Annotated in this window: 21 protein-coding genes; 13 read left to right on the top strand and 8 right to left on the bottom strand. The window is 68.7% G+C overall.

All coding sequences use genetic code 11. The annotated features are described in order from the left end of the window. On the bottom strand, positions 1 to 700 hold a 700-nt coding region (gene pgk / locus QZV94_RS03910), incomplete at its 3' end, for a phosphoglycerate kinase (protein ID WP_293676495.1). An 11-nt stretch (positions 701 to 711) separates the two neighbouring features. Further along, positions 712 to 1722, bottom strand: a complete 1011-nt coding sequence (gene gap / locus QZV94_RS03915) for a type I glyceraldehyde-3-phosphate dehydrogenase (protein WP_293676496.1) — start codon at positions 1720 to 1722, stop codon at positions 712 to 714. Positions 1723 to 1847: 125 nt separating this feature from the next. On the opposite strand from gap, the gene QZV94_RS03920 reads away from it, so the two are divergent. Then, the gene (locus tag QZV94_RS03920; protein WP_293676497.1) at positions 1848 to 2438 is read left to right on the top strand and encodes a hypothetical protein; all 591 of its coding nucleotides are present in this window, start codon (positions 1848 to 1850) and stop codon (positions 2436 to 2438) included. Between the two features lie 38 nt (positions 2439 to 2476). Here the strand turns inward: QZV94_RS03920 and QZV94_RS03925 are convergent, their stop codons facing one another. Continuing rightward, complete coding sequence (locus QZV94_RS03925; RefSeq protein ID WP_293676498.1) at positions 2477 to 3736, bottom strand: cytochrome P450; 1260 nt, start codon at positions 3734 to 3736, stop codon at positions 2477 to 2479. 155 nt (positions 3737 to 3891) lie between these two features. Between QZV94_RS03925 and QZV94_RS03930 the strand changes: the two genes are divergently transcribed. Further along, on the top strand, positions 3892 to 4488 hold the full coding sequence (locus QZV94_RS03930; RefSeq protein WP_293676499.1) for a hypothetical protein: 597 nt from the start codon (positions 3892 to 3894) through the stop codon (positions 4486 to 4488). A gap of 46 nt (positions 4489 to 4534) precedes the next feature. Here QZV94_RS03930 and QZV94_RS03935 read toward each other — a convergent pair whose 3' ends face one another. Together QZV94_RS03935 and QZV94_RS03940 are read right to left on the bottom strand one after the other, a co-directional pair. After that, complete coding sequence (locus tag QZV94_RS03935; RefSeq protein ID WP_293676500.1) at positions 4535 to 5005, bottom strand: MarR family winged helix-turn-helix transcriptional regulator; 471 nt, start codon at positions 5003 to 5005, stop codon at positions 4535 to 4537. 106 nt (positions 5006 to 5111) lie between these two features. After that, complete coding sequence (locus QZV94_RS03940) at positions 5112 to 5660, bottom strand: hypothetical protein (RefSeq protein WP_293676501.1); 549 nt, start codon at positions 5658 to 5660, stop codon at positions 5112 to 5114. 78 nt (positions 5661 to 5738) lie between these two features. On the opposite strand from QZV94_RS03940, the gene QZV94_RS03945 reads away from it, so the two are divergent. The 3 genes from QZV94_RS03945 to QZV94_RS03955 all read left to right on the top strand — a co-directional run bounded on the left by QZV94_RS03945 (position 5739) and on the right by QZV94_RS03955 (position 8079). Beyond that, complete coding sequence (locus QZV94_RS03945; protein WP_293676502.1) at positions 5739 to 6578, top strand: alpha/beta hydrolase; 840 nt, start codon at positions 5739 to 5741, stop codon at positions 6576 to 6578. 129 nt (positions 6579 to 6707) lie between these two features. Beyond that, positions 6708 to 7274, top strand: a complete 567-nt coding sequence (locus QZV94_RS03950) for an OmpA family protein (RefSeq protein ID WP_293676503.1) — start codon at positions 6708 to 6710, stop codon at positions 7272 to 7274. Positions 7275 to 7344: 70 nt separating this feature from the next. Further along, positions 7345 to 8079: a hypothetical protein gene (locus QZV94_RS03955; protein WP_293676504.1), complete on the top strand. Its 735-nt coding sequence runs from the start codon at positions 7345 to 7347 to the stop codon at positions 8077 to 8079. Between the two features lie 51 nt (positions 8080 to 8130). On the opposite strand, the gene QZV94_RS03960 is transcribed toward QZV94_RS03955, so the two are convergent. From QZV94_RS03960 to QZV94_RS03970, 3 genes are all read right to left on the bottom strand, one after another. Continuing rightward, positions 8131 to 8556, bottom strand: a complete 426-nt coding sequence (locus tag QZV94_RS03960) for an SRPBCC domain-containing protein (protein WP_293676505.1) — start codon at positions 8554 to 8556, stop codon at positions 8131 to 8133. Positions 8557 to 8755: 199 nt separating this feature from the next. Next, entirely contained in the window at positions 8756 to 10141 is a 1386-nt protein-coding gene (locus QZV94_RS03965; RefSeq protein ID WP_293676506.1) for a bifunctional diguanylate cyclase/phosphodiesterase, read from the bottom strand. 113 nt (positions 10142 to 10254) lie between these two features. Next, positions 10255 to 11505 carry a dicarboxylate/amino acid:cation symporter gene (locus tag QZV94_RS03970; protein WP_293676507.1) on the bottom strand — a complete coding sequence of 417 codons (1251 nt, stop codon included), beginning with the start codon at positions 11503 to 11505 and terminating at the stop codon, positions 10255 to 10257. Between the two features lie 115 nt (positions 11506 to 11620). On the opposite strand from QZV94_RS03970, the gene QZV94_RS03975 reads away from it, so the two are divergent. The 8 genes from QZV94_RS03975 to QZV94_RS04010 all read left to right on the top strand — a co-directional run bounded on the left by QZV94_RS03975 (position 11621) and on the right by QZV94_RS04010 (position 19403). After that, positions 11621 to 13066, top strand: coding sequence for an AMP nucleosidase (locus QZV94_RS03975; RefSeq protein WP_293676508.1), 1446 nt, complete (start codon positions 11621 to 11623; stop codon positions 13064 to 13066). 47 nt (positions 13067 to 13113) lie between these two features. After that, positions 13114 to 13887: a tyrosine-protein phosphatase gene (locus QZV94_RS03980; RefSeq protein ID WP_293676509.1), complete on the top strand. Its 774-nt coding sequence runs from the start codon at positions 13114 to 13116 to the stop codon at positions 13885 to 13887. 77 nt (positions 13888 to 13964) lie between these two features. Further along, a complete protein-coding gene (locus QZV94_RS03985) occupies positions 13965 to 15404 on the top strand; it encodes an MFS transporter (protein ID WP_293676510.1) in 1440 nt (479 codons plus the stop codon). 216 nt (positions 15405 to 15620) lie between these two features. Then, the gene (locus QZV94_RS03990) at positions 15621 to 15791 is read left to right on the top strand and encodes a Flp family type IVb pilin (protein ID WP_293676511.1); all 171 of its coding nucleotides are present in this window, start codon (positions 15621 to 15623) and stop codon (positions 15789 to 15791) included. 150 nt (positions 15792 to 15941) lie between these two features. Further along, positions 15942 to 16460, top strand: coding sequence for a prepilin peptidase (locus QZV94_RS03995; protein WP_293676512.1), 519 nt, complete (start codon positions 15942 to 15944; stop codon positions 16458 to 16460). Positions 16461 to 16498: 38 nt separating this feature from the next. Beyond that, positions 16499 to 17884: a M17 family metallopeptidase gene (locus tag QZV94_RS04000; RefSeq protein WP_293676513.1), complete on the top strand. Its 1386-nt coding sequence runs from the start codon at positions 16499 to 16501 to the stop codon at positions 17882 to 17884. Continuing rightward, positions 17881 to 18711 carry an NlpC/P60 family protein gene (locus QZV94_RS04005; RefSeq protein WP_293676514.1) on the top strand — a complete coding sequence of 277 codons (831 nt, stop codon included), beginning with the start codon at positions 17881 to 17883 and terminating at the stop codon, positions 18709 to 18711. Before QZV94_RS04000 ends, QZV94_RS04005 begins: the two co-directional genes overlap by 4 nt. A gap of 65 nt (positions 18712 to 18776) precedes the next feature. Next, positions 18777 to 19403 (top strand): adenylate/guanylate cyclase domain-containing protein, encoded by a 627-nt coding sequence (locus QZV94_RS04010; RefSeq protein WP_293676515.1) that lies wholly within the window; start codon positions 18777 to 18779, stop codon positions 19401 to 19403. The last annotated feature ends 2 nt before the right edge of the window (positions 19404 to 19405 follow it).

Below are 19405 nucleotides of genomic sequence, written 5' to 3' on the forward strand. Positions count from 1 at the left end.
CGACATCGTGGCCCTGCGCATAGAGGAAGGTGTTGGCCATGCCGCCGCCGATGGCCAGCTTGTCCAGCTTGGTGACCAGGTGCTTCAGGAGGTCGAGCTTGGTGGAGACCTTGGATCCGCCGACAATGCCGAGCACCGGCCGCTCCGGATTGCCCAGCGCCCGGTCCAGGGCGTCCAGCTCCAGGCGCATCTGCTCGCCCGCATAGGCCGGCAGGCGGCGCGCGATGCCGACTGTTGAGGCGTGCGCGCGGTGGGCGGCGGAAAAGGCGTCGTTGACGAACAGGTCGCCGTTGGCCGCTAGCTCGTCGGCGAACTTCGCCTCGTTCTCCTCCTCGCCGGCGTGAAAGCGGACGTTCTCCAGCAACAGCACGCCGCCGGGCTCCAGCGCATTCACGGCCTCTCGGGCCTTCGGGCCCACGCAGTCTTCGGCAAAGGCAACGTGCGCGCCCAGCACCTTGGCCAGCGGCTCGACGATGGGCGCCAGGCTCATCGACGGCACCACCTTGCCCTTCGGCCGGTCGAAGTGGGCCAGCAGGATCACCTTGGCCCCGCCGGCGCGCAGCTTGTCGACCGTCGGCTTGGCGGCCTGCAGGCGGGTGTCGTCGCTGACCTTCCCGTCCTCCATGGGCACGTTCAGGTCCACCCGCACCAGGGCGCGCCGGCCCTGGAGATCGGCGTCGTCGAGGGTGCGGAAGCGCATACTGTGACCGTCTAGATCAGCTTGCCCATGTGGACGGCGGTGTCGCTCATCCGGGTCGAGAAGCCCCACTCGTTATCGTACCAGCTGAGCACCCGCCCGAGGCCGCCGTCGACCATCTGGGTCTGCGGCAGCGCGACTGTCGAGGAGGCTGGGTTGTGATTGAAGTCCGAGGAGACCAGGGGTTCCCTGGTCACCGCCAGCACGCCCTTCAGGGCGCCGTTCGCCGCGGCTTCCATGGCGGCGTTGATCTCATCCACCGTGACCTTGCGGCCCGGCACGAAGTTCAGGTCCACCACCGAGACGTTGGGCGTCGGCACGCGGATGGACGAGCCGTCCAGCTTGCCGGCCAGCGCCGGGATCACCAGCCCCAGCGCCTTGGCCGCGCCGGTGGAGGTGGGGATCATCGACATGGCCGCGGCGCGGGCGCGGTACAGGTCCTTGTGCATGGTGTCCAAGGTCGGCTGGTCGCCGGTGTAGGAATGGATCGTGGTCATGTAGCCACGCTCGATCCCGCACAGTTCCTGCAGCACCTTTGCCACCGGAGCCAGGCAGTTGGTGGTGCAGGACGCGTTGGAGATGATCAGGTCGTCCTTGGTCAGCGTGTCGTGGTTCACGCCGTAGACGATGGTCTTGTCGACGTTGTCCCCCGGCGCCGAGATGATCACCCGCTTGGCGCCAGCGTCCAGGTGGGCGCTCGCCTTGTCCTTGGCCGTAAAGAGGCCAGTGCACTCCAGCGCGATGTCGACGCCGAGAGCCTTGTGCGGCAGTTCCTTGGGGTCGCGGATCGCGGTGACCTTGATCGCCGGGTAGCCCGCCACCTCGATCGTGTCGCCGACGACCTTTACCTCGGCCGGAAAACGACCATGGACGCTGTCGTAGCGCAGGAGGTGGGCGTTGGTCTCCACCGGGCCGAGGTCGTTGATCGCCACCACCTCGATGTCCTTGCGGCCATGCTCGACGATGGAACGCAGCACCAGACGACCGATGCGGCCGAAACCGTTGATGGCGACACGGACGGTCATGAGGCGAAGACTCCCTGGGACGTTCTCGGTGGCGGGGTTTCTTCAAGCCGAGGGCGCCCAAGTCAACCCCTCACACCGGCTGGGCGAAGCGCGTGACCATTTCAGAGCCCATGCGTTGCGGCAGGATGAGACCCTGCCTGCTGTCCCTTCTTGCGGTCGTCGCGCTCTGCGCCTGCGACCGCTCGCCGCCTGCGGAGCCGCCCGTCAAGGACACTCCGGTCACGACGACGCCGCCCGCCGCAGGCCCCGCTGAGTTCCCGATGGTCGATCCGCCGGCGCCTGGAACCCCCGGCGGATTGCCCGACGATCGCACGCCGATTTCCGAGGCGCCCTTCACCGACGACAGCGCCCAGGGCGCTGCGAACGTAGTCCAGACCTACTACGCCCATATCGGCCAGAAGGCCTATGCCGAGGCCTGGAAGCTGTGGAGCGGTGGCGGCAAGGCTTCCGGTCAGCCAACCGCGGCCGCCTTCGCGGCGAGCTTCGACCGCTATGCGCAGTATGACGCCCAGATCGGCGGCCCGAGCGCGATCGAGGGCGCCGCAGGCTCGCTCTATGTCACGGCGCCGGTGGTGATCTACGGCCGGCTGAAGACCGGGGCGGAGGTCCACGAAAAGGGCGAGGCCACGCTGCATCGCGTCAACGGCGTGCCTGGGTCCACGGCCGAGCAGCGGAAGTGGCGCATCGTCAAGATCGAGACCCGGCCCACGAATTAGGGTCTGGATCAGCTTCCACCCGCTCGGCTTCGGCGAGGCTACGCGACGATCCGCACAGGTAACGCTTCGTAGCCCTTCACGAAGTTGGAGTTGAGGCGCCTCGGCGCACCGACGACCTCGATGCGCTTGAAGCGCTTGAGGATCTCTTCCCAGACCACCTTCAGCTGCATCTCGGCCAGGCGGTTGCCGACGCAGCGGTGGATGCCGAAGCCGAAGGCCACGTGCTGGCGCGGGCGCTCGCGGTCGATGATGAAGCGGTCGGGGTCGGGGATGACGTCGCCGTCGCGGTTGCCGGAGACGTACCACATGACCACCTTGTCGCCCTTGCGGATCCGCTTGCCGCCCAGTTCGATGTCGCGGGTGGCGGTGCGGCGCATGTGGGCCACAGGGCTCTGCCAGCGGATGATCTCGGGCACGGCCGAGTCGAGCAGGGCCGGGTCGGCGCGCAGGCGGTCGTAGGCCTCGGGATAGTCCTGGAAGGCCATGAGGGCGCCGGTGATCGAGTGGCGGGTGGTGTCGCTGCCGGCCACGGTGAGGAGCACCACGTTGCCAATGTAGCCGAAGGGGAGCTCGTCCTTGCGGGTGACCGGGTCGCCGGCCAGGAGGGAGAGCAGGTCGACGCTGCCGGGCTTGTCCTTGCGCGCCTCCCAGAGCTCCACGAACTTCTGGACGAAGGGCATGAAGGCAGCCTGGCGCTCTTCCAGGGTCCTGGGGTCGTCGTCGGCGGGGCGGGCGAGGATCATGTCGGACGCCTCCGGCAGCAGGCGGCGCTCCTCGAAGGGGAAGTCGAACAGGGTGGCCAGCATCTGGCTGGTGAGCTCAACGGAGACCTTGTCCACGAAGTCGAAGGTCTCGCCGACGGGCAATTCGTCGAGGATTGCGGCGGCGCGCGAGCGGATCAGCGGCTCGAGATTGGCGATCCCGGGCGTGGAGAACATCGGCGTGACGACGCGGCGCTGAGCGTCGTGGGCGGGCGGGTCGAGGCCGATGAAGCTGGAGCGCTCGTTGGGCTCGATGGCGTCCATGATCGTGATGCCGCCCAGTTCCGACGACGAGGAGAACGCCTCGTGGTTGGAATCGACGGCGACGATGTCCTGGAACTTGGTGACCGACCAGTAGGGCCCGTACTCGCTGGCCGGGCAGTAGTGCACGGGATCCTCAGCGCGCAGCCGCTCGAACCAAGGGGCGTAGGTGTCGCTGGTGAAGTGGCCGACGTCAGCGACGTGGAACTGGTCCAGCGGCGTGGCATAGGCGCGCTCGCGGGCGGATTGGATGATCTGGCTGGCGTCGTCGGCCATGTGTGGCTCCCGGGCTTGAAGCCGAACAGTGCGCGCGTGCGGCGCGCGCGGCAAGGGACGCAGAAGCGCCTCGGCGCCCCGACCCGGCGAGCGAAACAAGCTTGCAACGTTCGTCTCTCATTATATCGTGCACAATATAACTGGAGCCAACGAGCATGAAGTCCCTTGCAATCGCGGTCGGAGCCCTCCTGCTGGGCGCCGCATTCCCGGCCGCCGCCCAGGCGCCGCAGATAATCCGCGGGGTGATCACCGATGTTCGTCCGGAGCAGATTTCCGTGAAGCCGAAGGGCGGGCAGCCCGTGACGGTGGCGCTCACCAAGGATTGGCGCGTGGCCGTCACGCGGCCGATCACGGCGGCCGAGATCAAGCCAGGGAGCTTCATCGGCTCGACCGAGATGCCGCGGGCCGACGGCCGAGGCCGTTCGCTTGAAGTCCACGTCTTCCCGCCCGGCGTGAAGATCGGCCAGGGACACTATGCCTGGGACAAGCGGAAGGGCGCGATGATGACCAATGGCACCGTGGGAAACATCACCGTCGCGAGGGGGGGCCGCGAGCTGGAAGTGGATTACGGCAACGGACGCCGGAAGGTCACCGTGTCCCGCAACATTCCCATCGTGCAGATCGCCGACGGCCAGCGCCAGCAGGTCAAGAAGGGCGTCCCCGTCTTCCTCATCGCTGGGCCGGGTCCCGGCGGCGCGCTCGTCACCAACGCCGTCACGGTCGGGGAAGGCGGCTCTGCCCCTCCCATGTGAGCCGGCGCAGCCGCTTCCGCACCGATCCGGCGCTGAGACCAGCGGTCTACGACAGGCCGTCAACCAGCCTTTGCAGGTCCGTCTTCAGCCTCACCAGGTCTTCGTGCGGAAGCGGCAGCTGGCCGTAGGCTCCAGCCGGCACCGCCATCGCCCGGGTGCGCAGCGCCTCGCCCTCCGGCGTCAGGTCCACCAGCACGCGGCGCTCGTCGTCGGCGTCGCGCGTCCTACGCACCAGGCCACGCGACTCGAGCCGGCCGAACAGGGGCGCGAGGGTCCCGGAATCCAGGCGCAGCCGGCGGGAGATGTCGCCCATGGTCTGGGGCGCGCGCTCCCACAGGACGAGCATGGCGAGGTATTGCGAATAGGTCAGCCCGAGCGGCTCCAACAGCTGCCTGTAGAGGCGCGTGACCAGATTGCTCGCGGAATAGAGCGTGAAGCACAGCTGCAGATCCAGCTGCAACGGATTGAAGTCGGGCGGCGGCGAGGCTTCCTCGACCTCGACGACTCCGTCGCCCATCACATCTTCAGGTCGTGTTCTCATCCTGCCGGGAAGCATACCTCCCGTGAGGCGTGGCGCCACCGACGATCCTCGCGGGAACCTCTTTGCGTCGAGGATGCCGTGATCAGGGCTGCACAGCGTCCGTACGTTGGGCGGTTATGGGGTCTTCCTGAACGGGAACTTCGAGGGCGGTGAGCCCCTGGAGCTTCATCGCGGCGTCCAGGTTGCGGATCGGATCGTCGCGGGTGGTGGTGAAGGCGAGCGAGGTCGGCGTGGCGCGCCGCTCGTAGACGTTGGCGAAGCCGAAGTTCCGCGCCTCGGCGGCGGGCCGTGCGTTGAGCGCCAGGGCGTAAGCCTTTCCGGCGCGCAGGGTGCACAGGAGGACGAAGGTCTGGCCATCGTCCAGTAGGCGCGGCGTCTTCAGGCACGGTGGCGGCTCGGCGCCCTCCACCGCGGAGAGGTCGAAGCCGGTCTGCAGCATCTTCTGGTCGAAGGTGAGTTTGAGCACGACCACGCCGGGCGCAACCGCTCCGCCGGCCGCCGGGTAGCTGGCGACGAGGTTCGGCGGCGGGGTCGGCGGATAGACGGTCACCGCGGACACCTCTGTCGGCGGCCGGGCCGGAGTCGCCGGCGCAGCGGTCGCCGCGAGCAGGGCGAGAGCGGTCACGAACATGGCGCCAGGCTGGACCGTGGGCGCGGCGGAAGCAAGGCGGGCTCGCCTATCGCAGCGTCACCTTGCCAAATTCCGCTCATGAACGTCGCCGCCCCCGCCCTTCGCATCCGCCGTTTCGCCGGCGCCGGTATCGAGATCGTCGCTGACGAGGCGGGTCCGGAGGACGGGACGCCGGTGATCCTGCTGCACGGCGGGGGCCAGACCCGCGGCGCCTGGGGCGGCGCGGCGCTGGAGGGTGCGCGGCGGGGGTTCCGGATGTTCTCCGCCGACCTCCGCGGCCACGGCGACTCCGGCTGGGCCGCCGACGGCGACTACACGCTCCAGGCCCAAGCCGCCGATCTGCGCACCATGGCCGACGCGCTGGACAGCACGCCATTCGTCGTGGGCGCCTCGCTGGGCGGGCTGACGGCGCTGACCTACGCCGCTGCGGGCGGTCCGCTGGCCGGCCTGGTGCTGGTCGACGTGGCGCCGCAGATCGAGCCGGCGGGCTCGGCGCGCATCCAGGCCTTCATGCGCAGCGCGCCGAACGGGTTCGCCAGCGTGGAGGAGGCCGCCGACGCCGTCGCCGCCTACCTGCCCCACCGCCCGCGGCCCAAGGATCCCAGCGGTCTGATGAAGAACCTGCGGCTGCGCGACGACGGCCGCTACCACTGGCATTGGGACCCCCGGATGCTCACCGGCCGCGGGCCCAGGGACGCCGAGACATTGCGTGAGGCGGCCCGGAGCCTGACCGTCCCCACGCTGCTGGTGCGCGGCAGGATGAGCGACGTGCTCTCGCCGGAGGGGGTGGCGGACTTCCTGGCGCTCGCGCCACACGCGCAGTTCGCCGACATCGCCGGGGCCGATCACATGGTCGCCGGCGACCGGAACGACGCCTTCAACGCCGCGACCTTCGCCTTCCTGGAGCGGTGGCGCTGACCTTCCATAGTCACGCTTCGCCGGAAAAGCGCCGTTTTCGGGAACAGAAAAGCGCCGCTTTCGGGCTCGATTGAGGATCTCAGTCGCTTTCAGCCGGGGGGGAAACAACCGGACGGAGGAGCTTGGGAAATGATGTTGCGTGGGTCGAGTGTTTTGATCGCCGGGGCGATCGTATTGGCGACGGGCCTAGGAGGCTGCGCCACCAAGAAGTTTGTGCGTGAGCAGGCGGCCATCGTCGGCTCGCGCGTGGACGCCACCAACACCGAGGTCGCCGCGGTGTCGGGCACGGCCAAGGATGCGCTCGATCGCGCCACCGCCGCCGGGAAGCTGGCGGAGGGCAAGTTCCTCTTCTCTGAGGTGCTGAGCGACGACAGCATGAAGTTCGAGACCGGCAAGGCGGAGCTCTCGCCCGAAGCCACGGCCCGTCTGGACGCCTTCGTCGAGAAGCTGAAGAGCGAGAACCGCAACGTCTACGTCGAGGTCCAGGGCCACACCGACATCACCGGCCCCAAGGATTTCAACTACAAGCTGGGTGAGGAACGGGCGGAAGCGGTGCGCCGCTACCTGAACCAGCACGGCGTGGCCCTGAACCGGGTCGGCACCATCTCGTATGGACCCGATGCGCCGGTAGCGCCGAATGAAGACCGGGACGGGCGGGCGCAGAACCGCCGCGTGGTCCTGATCGTCCTGACGTAGAAGGGCGGGCGGCGTCGCTCGCCCCCGCCTTGTGACACCGGCAATCGCTGTGAACCAGGCTCGGCGCCTATTGGCGAAGCGGCGCCGCGGCCTCGTCGCGGCGGGCAGCTTGGCGGGCCACGTGCTCGCCGTGCTGGCCCTCCTCGGCGCCCAGCCCGACCCGCCGGCGCGCGAGGAGGATCCCCCGATCCAGGTGGTGCTCTACACACCGCCGCCGCCGCCGCCGCCCGACCCGCCGCCTCCGCCGCCACAACCGGAGCCGGACCCCGCGCCGCCAAAACCGGCGGCCAAGGCGCCCGAGCCGATGCCGGCGAAGCCGCCGCCGCGCCGGCTCGCCCGGCCCGTGCGTGCGCCGCCGACCGTCGCCCCGATCCTGGCGATCGCCGGCAAGCCGTCGTCGGGAGAGTCCGACGTCAGCGACGCCGAACTCGCCGGCGCGCAGACCGCAGGGTCCGGCGGAGGCGGGGCGGGGCGCACCTGCAATATGGCCCGCTGGCTCGAGGGCAAGCTGCGCAAGGACCGATCGGTGCAGGCGGCGCTCGCCAGGAGCAACTCCGGCAAGGCGATCCGAGTCTGGAACGGCTCCTGGGTGCGGCACGGGGCTGAGGAAGGGGCGGGCCTGGCAGCGGTGCGCGAGTCGATCATGTGGCACGTGGCCTTCGCGCCGGAAGCCTGCCGCGCCGAGCCCGTGCGCGGCCTGGTGGCGATCTCGATGAGCGACGGCCCGGGCTCGGCGCGGGTGGTGATGGGCGCAAACGCCTGGCGCTGGAGTGACCTGCTGCACTCACGCTCGCGGGGCGGTTAGCTCCGCATCTATCTACCGTCGGCCCGTTGCGCTCGGCGACAGGAGGGGTTCCTAGCGGACCCCGTGGATCTGGGCAGATTCCTCGGCGAGGCTCTTGATCTCCTCGATGACCTGCTGAGTGGGGCGCTTGAGGGCCTCGAAGTGGTCCCTGTCCAGCGCGCCTGTGGTGAGCTGGAGCCGGGTCTTGTGGTCCAACTCGCTGATTTCGAAGGTTTCGGAAGAGGCGCCGCGCGGATCGCAGTCGTATTCGAACCTGAGGAGGCGGTCGCGACGACAGGCCGCCACCGTACCCCAGGAGCGCGGTTCCCCGCTCTGGGTCTTCCAGGTCACAGCTTCGCCCTCGCGGAACGACGTGCGGATCTGGATGCCCTCGAGATAGACCGCAGCCCACTCGCGCACCAGTTCCGGGGTGGTGAGCACGCGCCAGACCTCATTCGCCGGGGCGTCGATCTCGAGGGTGCGCATGAATGTGTGCATGGGACCGGACTTTCGCGCGCAGGGCGCCTCTACAAGGGGAACGGCGTGCTTCTGCGGCCGGATGCAGCTCCAAGCCGCGGAAGTTGAGTTCATGTCCTTGTGATCGTGGCCTGATCCGTGCCGCATTCCCGTCGGACTCAACCCAGAGGCGCGGCAAACACGGCCGATTAGAGGCGAATGGCGCAGCTTGCCTTGGGGCTTAGCTGGCTGCCGCCAGGCGGGCCGGTGAGGGATTCACGGCCTCTCGCAGCATCGCTTCCATGGCTTCGCCAGGCATTGGGCGGGCGAAGAAATAGCCTTGCATGCGATCGCACCCGGCTGACCGCAGGAACAGGGCCTGGGCCTCGTGCTCGACGCCCTCGGCGATGATCCGGACACCCAGTGAACGGGCGGCATGCAGCATGGAGGCGACCAGCTTGGACACCCGGGCGTCGCGGCCGACGTCATCGATCAGCGAACGGTCCAGTTTCACCGTCTGGATCGGCAGGTGCATCAGGGCGCGAAGGTTGGAATAGCCGGTCCCGAAGTCGTCGAGGGCGACGTTCACGCCCTTCGCGGCCAACCGCTCGATGTGGCGGCGCGCCAGCGCCATGTCCTGCAGCAGGAAGGTCTCGGTGATCTCGACCGTCAGCGCGGTGGCCGGGAGCGCCGTCTTGCCCAGGCGGCCGATCAGTTTGCGTGAGAAGGCGGGGTCCAGGAGGTCGCGCGGGCTGACGTTGACCGACACCACCTCGATCAGGCCGTCGGCCACCCAGGGGGCGGTCTGGGCGCAGGCGGCCTCGAAGACCGCCTCGTCGATGGCGCGGATCAGGCCAAGCTCTTCTGCCATCGGCACGAAGACGCCGGGGGCGAGCAGGCCCTGCTCTGGGTGGTTCCAGCGCACCAGAACTTCGACGCCGACCATCCGGCCGGTCATGGAATCGACGATCGGCTGGTACCACGGCGCCAGCTCGCCGGCCGGGATGGCGCGGCGCAGCTCGTCCTCGAGGGTGCGGCGGTGGATGCCTTCCAGCCGCAACGCCTCATCGAAGGCCTGCCAGCGGCGGCCGCCGCCCGACTTGGCGCGGTAGAGCGCCTGGTCAGCGTGGCGCTGCAGGTCGGCCGCGTCGCCGGCGTCGCGTGGGAAAACCGCCACGCCGACCGAGCCGGCGGGGGAGACGGCGCGGCCGTAGATCACCTGGGGCTGGCTGAGGATCGCCACCAGCCGCTCCGCGCGGGCGGCGGGATCGGCGTCCTGCGTGACCAGGGCGAACTCGTCGCCGCCGAGCCGCGCGGCCATCTCGCCGGGTCCGGCCTCGTCGAGCAGACGCTGGCCGAGCTCGGCCAGCAGCATGTCGCCGGCGTGATGGCCCAGGGTGTCGTTGAGGTTCTTGAACCGGTCCAGGTCGATGATGAACAGCGCCACCGAGGTCCCCGCGGCGCGGGCCGCCTCCAGGCGCTCGCACAGGCTTCCGGTGAAGGCGCCGCGGTTCACCAGGCCGGTCAGGGAGTCGGTCTGCGCCAGTCTTAGCGTCATCTCGCGCTCGGCTTCGAGCTCGGCGACGCGTGCGGCCAGTTCCGAAAGGCTGGTGGAGAGGGGCGGCATAGCCCGGCACATTGCTCAGACGAGGCGAAGACCGAGTTAAGCGATACAGTTAGCCGGCGTTAGGATTGGCGGCCCCCTCCGCCCCTTCTTCGCGCCTCGCTGGGCGGGGAAGCCTACGCCGGCGCGGGTTCGGCGGCGGGTTCCTCGATCTGGTTTTCCCACTTGGCCACCACGGCGGCGGCCACCGAGTTGCCGACCACGTTGGTCGCCGAGCGACCCATGTCGAGCAGGTGGTCCACGGCCAGGATCAGCAGCAGGCCCGCCTCGGGCAGGTCGAAGAAGGTCAGGGTGGCGGCGATGACCACGAGTGAGGCCCGCGGCACTCCGGCCATACCCTTGGACGTGATCATCAGCAGCAGAAGCATGGTGACCTGCTGGGCCACGGTCAGCTCGATGCCGTAGACCTGGGCGATGAAGAGGGTCGCGAAGGTGCAGTACATCATCGAGCCGTCGAGGTTGAACGAGTAGCCCAACGGCAGGACGAAGCTCGCCACCTTGCGCGAGATGCCCCACTTCTGAAGCTCTTCAAGGGTGCGTGGGTAGGCCGCTTCTGAGGAGGCCGTGGAGAACGCCAACAGGGCCGGGGCCCGGATCGCGGCGATCAGCTTGATCGCGCGAGGTCCGACGATGACGACCGCGACAAGGATCAGCAGGCCCCACAGGAGGGTCAGCGACAGATAGAAGCCGCCGACGAACTTGCCGTAGGTGAAGAGGACATCGATCCCCTGGGTCGAGATACTGGCGGCCAGGGCGGCGAAGATCGCCAGCGGCGCGGTCTTCATCACATAGCCGGTCACCTTCAGCATGATGGCCGCGCCCTGCTCGACCAGGTTCAGCACCGCCGGCGCCTTGTCGTCGATGGCTGAGACGGCGGTGCCGACCAGCACCGAGAACACCACGATCTGCAGAATCTCGTTCCTCGCCATAGCGTCCACGATCGAGGACGGCACGAGGTGGGTGATGAAGTCGCGCAGCGTGAACTTGGCGGTGTCGACGACCGCCGCTCCGGGCTCCGCCGTGGGGATCGTGAGCTGCAGGCCCGCGCCCGGCTGGATGATGTGCACCATCAGCAGGCCGATGGTCAGCGAGACCAGCGAGGCCAGGATGAACCAGCCGATGGTCTTCACGCCCACTCGGCCCACCTCAGAGGCGTCACCCATGTGCGCGATGCCCGCCACCAGGGTGGTGAACACCAGCGGCGCGATGATCATCTTGATCAGGCGCAGGAACAGGTCGGTGACGATCGAGAGGTTGGAGGCGATCTCCTTGGCGCTGTCGGCGGGGAGGCTCACGTTGACCGCCCAGCCGACCGCCACGCCCAGCAGCATGGCGCCCACGACAAGGTATGTGAAAAGGCGGTTCATACGCACCTCGGCAAAGCTGGGCCGCCTTTGTCGCCGCTATGCCCTGCGGCGTCCAGCGCGGTCGGACCCGCGGGTGGAGTCGCAAGCGTCATGGACCGGAGCTATAAGGCGGCGAATGAAAACGACAGAAGCCGCCGGCATCGTCGATCGGCTCGAGACTGAGTACCGCCACAGCGTCGAATCGCTGCGGACCGCCCTGAAGACCTTCCTGGCCGGCGGCGGCCCCCCGGACGCCGGCGTCCGCCGCGGCGGGGCCTATGTGTATCCGGAGCTGCGCCTGACCTGGCCGGCCGGCGGGACCTTTCCGCGCATCTCGCGCGCGTACGCGCGCATCCCCGCGCCCGGCCGATATGCGGTGACGGTGACGCGACCAGAGCTCTACCGCGACTACCTGATCGAGCAGCTGTCGCTGCTGCAGCAGGACTTCGAGATCCAGCTGGAGGTGGGGCGCTCGAACCAGGAGATCCCGTTTCCATACGTTCTGGATGCGGCCGACCTGGCGATGGCCGACGTGTCCTCGGTAGAGATCGCGCGCCACTTCCCGACCACGGAGCTGGCCTTCATCGGCGATGAGATCGCCGACGGCGGCTGGATCGGCCTGGACGACGAGCCGCGACCGTTGGCGCTGTTCGACGGCCTGCGCACCGACTTTTCGCTGGCTCGGCTGTCGCACTATTCCGGAACGCCGGCCGAGCACTGCCAGCAGTTCATTCTGTTCACCAACTACCACCGCTACGTCGACGAGTTCGTCAGCTGGGGGTGCGAGCAGTTGAAGGCCGGCGGGCGCTACACCGCCCTGTCGGCGGCCGGCCAGGTCTACGTCACCGCCGACACCGAGAACCCGGAGGCCGCGGTGGCCGCGGGAACTTGGCGCAAGCACCAGATGCCGGCCTACCACCTGATGGCGCCCGGCCGATCCGGGATCACGCTGGTGAACATCGGGGTCGGGCCTTCCAACGCCAAGACCATCTGCGACCACCTGGCGGTGATGCGGCCCCAGGCGTGGCTGATGATCGGCCACTGCGGCGGCCTGCGGGGCAGCCAGAGGATCGGCGACTACGTGTTGGCCCACGCCTACCTTCGCGACGACCACGTGCTGGACAAGGTGTTGCCGCCGGAAATCCCGATTCCGCCGCTGGCCGAGGTGCAGGTGGCGCTCAACACCGCCGCCGAGCGGGTGACCGGCGAAACCGGCGAGGTGCTGAAGCGCCGGCTGCGGACCGGCACGGTCGTCTCCACCGACGATCGGAACTGGGAGCTGAAGTATTCATCCAGCGCGCTGCGGTTCAATCAGAGCCGAGCCGTCTGCATTGACATGGAGAGCGCCACCATCGCCGCCCAGGGCTACCGCTTCCGGGTGCCCTACGGGACCTTGCTGTGCGTGTCGGACAAGCCGCTGCACGGCGAGATAAAGCTGCCAGGCCAGGCCAACGCCTTCTACGACCGCGCCATCGCCCAGCACCTGCAGATCGGCCTGGAGGCCATCAACCTGCTCCGCGAGGAGGGCGCGCGCCTGCACTCGCGCAAACTCCGCAGCTTCGACGAGCCGCCGTTCCGGTGACCATCTTCCGTCTCGAAGTCGTCGCGAGTTCCGGCTAGGAAGCGGGCATGACCCGCCACATCCGCTTCGACGCCATCGACAATTTTCGTGACTTTGGGGACTACGCCGCCGGCGAACGGCGGCTGAAACCCGGACTGCTGTACCGCTCGGCCAACCAGGCCATGGCGACCGACACCGACCTGACCCGGCTCGCGACGCTGAACCTGTCGGTGATCGTCGACCTGCGCCGATCCAACGAGCGGGAGAAGAGCCCGAGCCGGCGCTGGGAGGGCTTTTCCGCCCAGGTGATCGAGAACGACATCGGCCAGGAGTCGCTCGACGAGTGGGCGCACTTCATCACCACCTCCGACCTCACCGTCGAATCCTTTCGGCAGTACATGCTGGAGTACTACCGCCAGGCGCCGTTCCAGACGCGGCACATCGATCTCTACAGCCGCTACTTCCGCGCGCTGGCGGAAACCGACGGGCCGGTGCTGGTGCACTGCGCGGCGGGCAAGGACCGCACCGGGATCATCTGCGCGCTCACCCACCACGTGGCGGGGGTCCATGACGACGACGTGATGGACGACTTCCTGCTGACCAACGACCCCGAACGGCTGACCAACCGCCTGCCGATGATCCGCCAGGTGATCCTGGACGCCACCGGCCGCGTCGCCGACGACGAGGCGCTGATGACCGCCATGCGGGTCGAGGCGGAATACCTGCACGAAGCCTTCGCGGCGATGCGCGAAAATCATGGATCGCTGGACGGCTACCTGGACCAGGCGCTGGGCCTCGACCCCGCCCTTCGCGAGGCCATCCACGAGCGCCTGCTCGCCTGACCCTCGACAACCCGGCGGCGCCCGCTAAACGTGGCGCGCAAGGCCGCCGGACTGAGTGGTCAGGAGGGGACTATCTCGTGACCACGGAACCTGCCGCCGACGTGCCCGTGGAAGCCGAGCTGGGCGGGGACGGCAAGCTGAGCCGCGGAGCGATCGCCTGGGCGAGCTTCCAGGGCGGACGCGACCCCTACGTCATCCTGATGACGATCTACATCTTCATCCCCTACGTCTCGGCGACGATGGTCGGCGACCCGGTCCGGGGCCAGGGGCTGATCGCGCAGTTCCAGCAGTATGCCGGCTGGATCGTCATGGCGACGGCGCCGTTCCTGGGCGCCTCGGTGGACAAGCTGGGGCCCCGGAAGGGCTGGCTGGCGGCCGCGGTGATCCTGATGGTCCCGCTGATCGCGGCGCTGTGGCTGGCCAAGCCGGACCTCTCGGGCCTGTCGATCATCGCAACGATGACGATCGCCATGACCGTCAACGTGCTGTTCGCCTACACCGAGGTGCTGCACAACTCGCTCCTGGTGCGCGCGGCGGGGATGCAGGCCGCACACAAGGCCTCTGGCTTGGCGCTCAGCCTCGGCAACGCCGCCGGCGTGCTCGCGCTGGGCTTCACCGCCTGGGCCTTCGCCCTGCCGGGCAAGGTGGACTGGGCGTTCGTGCCGGCCAGCCCGCTGTTCGGCCTGGACCCGGCCAGCCACGAGCCGGAACGGGTGGTGGCGATCCTCTCGGCCGTCGCCCTGGCGCTGGGCTCGCTGCCGCTCTTTCTGTTCACGCCTGACGCGCCCAAGTCGGGAGTCACGATCGTCAAGGCGTTCGCGGCGGGCGCAAGCGACCTGTGGGGCATGCTGAGGACGGTCGGCCGCTACCGCGACGCCGTGGTCTACCTGCTCTCGCGCATGCTGTTCGTGGACGGCATGAACGGGGTGCTGTTCTTCTTCGGCGTGCTGGCCGCGGGCGTGATGGGGTGGGGCCCGCTGGAGCTTCTCGCCTCCGGTATCGTCCTCAGCATCGTCGCGGTCTTCGGCGGTTTCGTCGGGCGCTGGCTGGATGAGCGTCTGGGACCGAAGAATGCGCTGAAGGTCGAGATCTTCATGACCATGCTGACGCTGGGGGCCCTCCTCGGCATGCGGCCCGATCGCATCCTCTACCTCTGGGCCTACGACCCCTCCGCCCATGGGCCGCTGTGGGATGGGCCGGTGTTCACGACCATGCCCAGCCTGATCTTCCTCCTGCTGGGCTTCACCAACGCCATCTTCATCACGGGGCAGTACTCCTCTTCCCGCACCGCGCTCATCCGGCTCACCCCGCCCAGCCAGACCGGGGCCTTCTTCGGCGTCTTTGCGCTGTCAGGGGTCGCCACCGCGTGGCTGGCGCCGACCCTGGTCAATCTCGGAACGGCCGTCACCAAGAGCCAGCAAGGCGGGTTCGCCAGCATCATCCTGTTGCTTGGCCTGGGGCTCACAGGCCTTTTCTTCGTGCGCGGCGCCGGCCGGGGTCAGGTCGTGGCGGAGTAGCGGTGCGTTGATTTCAAACAGGAATCTGAAGCCCTGTCGCCGTCATGGTTTACAGAAATAAATCCTGAATACTTATAAACCATAGAAAGTTTGGAGTAACGCTTCCTACGTTTACTGAGGATTAAGCGCGATCGTGCAGATTGGAGCCTGTACTTAGCACGCGACCGACCACCGCCATCAGGTCCACGCCGGCCGCCGTAAACTGGAGAAGAAATCATGTCGAAGTTTATGACCCGCTTCCTGAAGGACGAATCCGGCGCCACCGCCATCGAGTATGGCCTGATCGCCGCCCTGATCGCCGTCGTGCTCGTCGGCGCCCTGCAACTCGTTGGCACCAGCCTGGAAGCCAAGTTCGGGGAAATCAGCGACGCGGTTGCCGGCGCCTAAGCCGAACGGAACGTCGCGCCCTTGCGGGTAAGCGCAGAAAACCCCCACGGGTCGACTGAAACGGGCTCCCGGCGGAAACGCCGGGAGCTTTTTTCATAACAAGCTTGGCTGCAACGCTCCGTTCACGCGTACGAGTGCAGGATGGCCGCCATGTTCCCGCTCGCCGCCACCGCGCTGTCGCTTGCATTCCCGGCCCTGACGCTGTTCGCCGCCGCCAAGGACGCGACCTCGTTCAGGATCCCCAACTGGATTTCCCTGGCGCTCGCGGTCCTGTTCCCGGCGGCCGCCCTGGCGGTCGGCATGCCGATCACCGACATCGGCCTGCATCTCGCAATCGGGACGGCGGCCCTTGTGCTGGGGATGGTGATGTTCGCCCTGCGCTGGCTGGGCGGCGGAGACGCCAAGCTGATGGCCGCCGCGGCCCTGTGGCTGGGCTGGCCGGCGCTGATGACGTTCCTCGCCGGCGCCGCCCTGGCCGGCGGTGTGCTGGCCGTGCTGCTGCTGGCCCTGCGCTCGCCGGGTCTGCGCCTGGTGGCGCTGCGGGGACCCCCTTGGATGTCGAAGCTGGCCGAGCCGGGCGAGGGCGTGCCCTACGGCGTCGCGATCGCCGCCGGCGTCCTGGCGGCCTTCCCGCTTAGCCCCTTCGGGCTTGGGTCCTGGAGCCTCTAGTTGCCGGCGCCCCACACATGGGCCAGCGTGTCCCCGTCATGAGCGAAGTCATCCTCGACGCCTGGGACGGGCCGGTGACGCCCATCCACGCCCTCACCGAAGCCGATGCCGCCACGCTGCTGGCGTCCGATGCGCTGGCTGCCGCGCTTGCCCAGACGGCGGAGTTCAAGGGCAAGGCCGGCCAGGTGCTGCAGATCGCCGACGCCGAGGGGCGGCTGGCCCGCGTGCTCTACGGCCTGGGCGACGGAATGCACCCCGGCGCCCTGCGCATGCTGCCGGCCAAATTGCCGGCCGGTGTGTACAGCATGGCCACCAGGCCGGACGCAATCTCGGCCGACGGGGTCGCGTTGGCCTGGGCGCTCGGGAGCTACCGCTTCGACCGCTACAAAAGGGGCTCGGGTGAACGCGGAGGCGGGGCGCGCCTTGTCGTCGACGGCGCCGACATCGCCGAGGCCCGCCAGGTTGCGCACGCCTGCGCCCTGGCCCGCGACATGATCAACACGCCGGCCAACGACATGGGCCCGCGCCAGATCGAGGCCATCGCCCGCGAGATCGCCGAACAGTACGGCGCCCAGATGACCGTGACGGAGGGCGAGGGCCTGCTGGAGGCCAACTACCCCGCCGTGCATGCCGTCGGCCGCGCCGCCGATCCGGGCCGGGCTCCGCGGATGATCGAAATCCAGTGGGGCGAGGCGGACAAGCCGCTGATCTGCGTCGTCGGCAAGGGCGTTGTGTTCGACACCGGCGGCCTCGACATCAAGCCCTCAGCCGGCATGCGGCTGATGAAGAAGGACATGGGCGGCGCGGCCCACGCCCTGGCGCTCGGCCGGATGATCATGGCCGCCGGGCTGCCAGTGCGACTGGCGGTCCTTCTGCCCGTCGTCGAAAACGCGATCTCCGGCGACGCCATGCGGCCGGGCGACGTGCTGGCCTCGCGGGCGGGCATCTCCATCGAAGTGGGCAACACCGACGCCGAGGGCCGTTTGATCTTGGCCGATGCGCTGACCCGGGCAAGCGAGCTGGAGCCCGTGCTGACCATCGACCTGGCGACGCTGACCGGCGCGGCGCGCGCGGCGCTGGGCCCGCAGCTGCCACCCTACTTCACCGACGACGAGGAGCTGGCCGGACAGATCGAGGCGGCGGCGCACGCGGCGGGCGATCCGGTGTGGCGCCTGCCTCTGTGGAAGGGCTACGCCGACGCGCTGGACTCGGATATCGCCGAGATCAAGAACGACCCGGACGGTTGGGCCCAGGCTGGCGCGGTGACTGCCGCGCTGTTCCTGCAGCGGTTTGCGCCGAAGGGCCCATGGGTCCATCTCGATATCTTCGCCTGGAACCCCCGCGGCCGCCCGGGATTCCCCACCGGCGGCGAGGCCCAGGCGATCCGGGGCCTCTACCGCATGATCCGCGAGCGTTTCGCATGAAGCATGATCCCCGCATCACCCCCTGGCGCGACGGCATCGCGGCGGTCAGCCTTGAGGGCGTGATCGAGGCCGAGGTCTACCTCGACCCCAAGGCGATGAGCTGCACGGCCGCCGCGGCGTCGATCCGCTCGGGCCCCGACGCCAATTCGGAACAGATGGACCAGCTCCTGTTCGGGGAGCGCTTCGAGGTCCTGGAGGAGGAAGGCGCGTGGCTGTTCGGCCAGGCCGCCCGCGACGGCTATGTCGGCTTCGTGGAGGCCTCCGCGCTGGGGCCGGCGGGACCGCTCCCGACCCACCGGGTCTGCGCGATCCGCACCTATGCCTTCGCCGAACCGACCATCAAATCGCGCGCCTCCGGGCCCTATTCGATCAACAGCCTGGTGACCGTGGAGGCGCTCGACGGCAAGCTCGCCAAGGTCGCCGGCGCCGGCTGGATGGCGGCCGCGCACCTGGCGGCCATCGGCACATCCGACGACGACTGGGCGGCCGTGGCCGAGCGCTTCCTCGGCGCGCCCTACCTGTGGGGCGGCCGCGAGAGCCTTGGCCTCGACTGCTCCGGACTGGTGCAGCAGGCTCTGTTCGCCTGCGGCCGCGCCTGCCCGCGCGACACCGACCAGCAGCAGGATCTGGGCGCGGCCATCGACGCCGCCGACTTCGGCCGCGGCGACCTGGTGTTCTGGAAGGGTCACGTGGCGATCGGCCTCGGCGAAGGCCGGATTATCCACGCCAACGCCCACCACATGGCCGTCGCGGCAGAGCCTCTGAGCGAGGCTGTGGCCCGTATATCCGCGGCCGGGTCCGAAGTGACGGCCTACCGACGCCTGTAGGCGCAACCTCGCCTTGACCCGGCGCGTCGGGCGCGCTCCCGTTGCCCGGGCTGAAGGAGAGGTTCATGACGGCAAGGGGTCCGGGCGCGCCCGCCGCCTTCAAGCTCGGCCAGCGGCTGGATGCGCTCCTGCTGCGCATCATCAACCGTCCCGCCGAAGAGGCCGCGATCACGCAGGAGATCCAGCAGGCCTTCACCCAGCGCCGCGCGGTGCTGGTGCTGGACATGAGTGGGTTCTCGCGCGTCACCCAGGCCCACGGCATCGTCGCCTTCCTGGTGATGATCATGAAGATGCGCGGGCTCTCCGAGCCAATCATCTCTGCGCACAACGGCGACCTGGTGAAGGCGGAGGGCGATAACCTCTTCTGCCTGTTCCCCGAGGTGGACGACGCCTTGAGCGCGGCCCTGGAGATCATGGCGGGTTTGGAACAGCTGAACCACACCCAGCCGGAGGACCGCCAGCTCTACGCCTCGGCGGGCATCGGCTACGGCGACGTCATGGTGCTGGAGCACGCCGACCTGTTCGGCGACGAGGTCAACAAGGCCTCGAAACTGGGGGAGGACATCGCCCGCCGCGGCGAGATCCTGCTCACCGCGCAGGCCCGCGCCCGGCTGCAGCGCAACATCGAGCTGGAGGAACTCCAGCAGTCGATCTCGAAGCTGGAGCTGACCTACTTCGCGGTGGTGTTCTGAGC

The organism is uncultured Phenylobacterium sp. (assembly GCF_902826855.1).
In the GTDB taxonomy this organism is placed as follows: domain Bacteria; phylum Pseudomonadota; class Alphaproteobacteria; order Caulobacterales; family Caulobacteraceae; genus Phenylobacterium.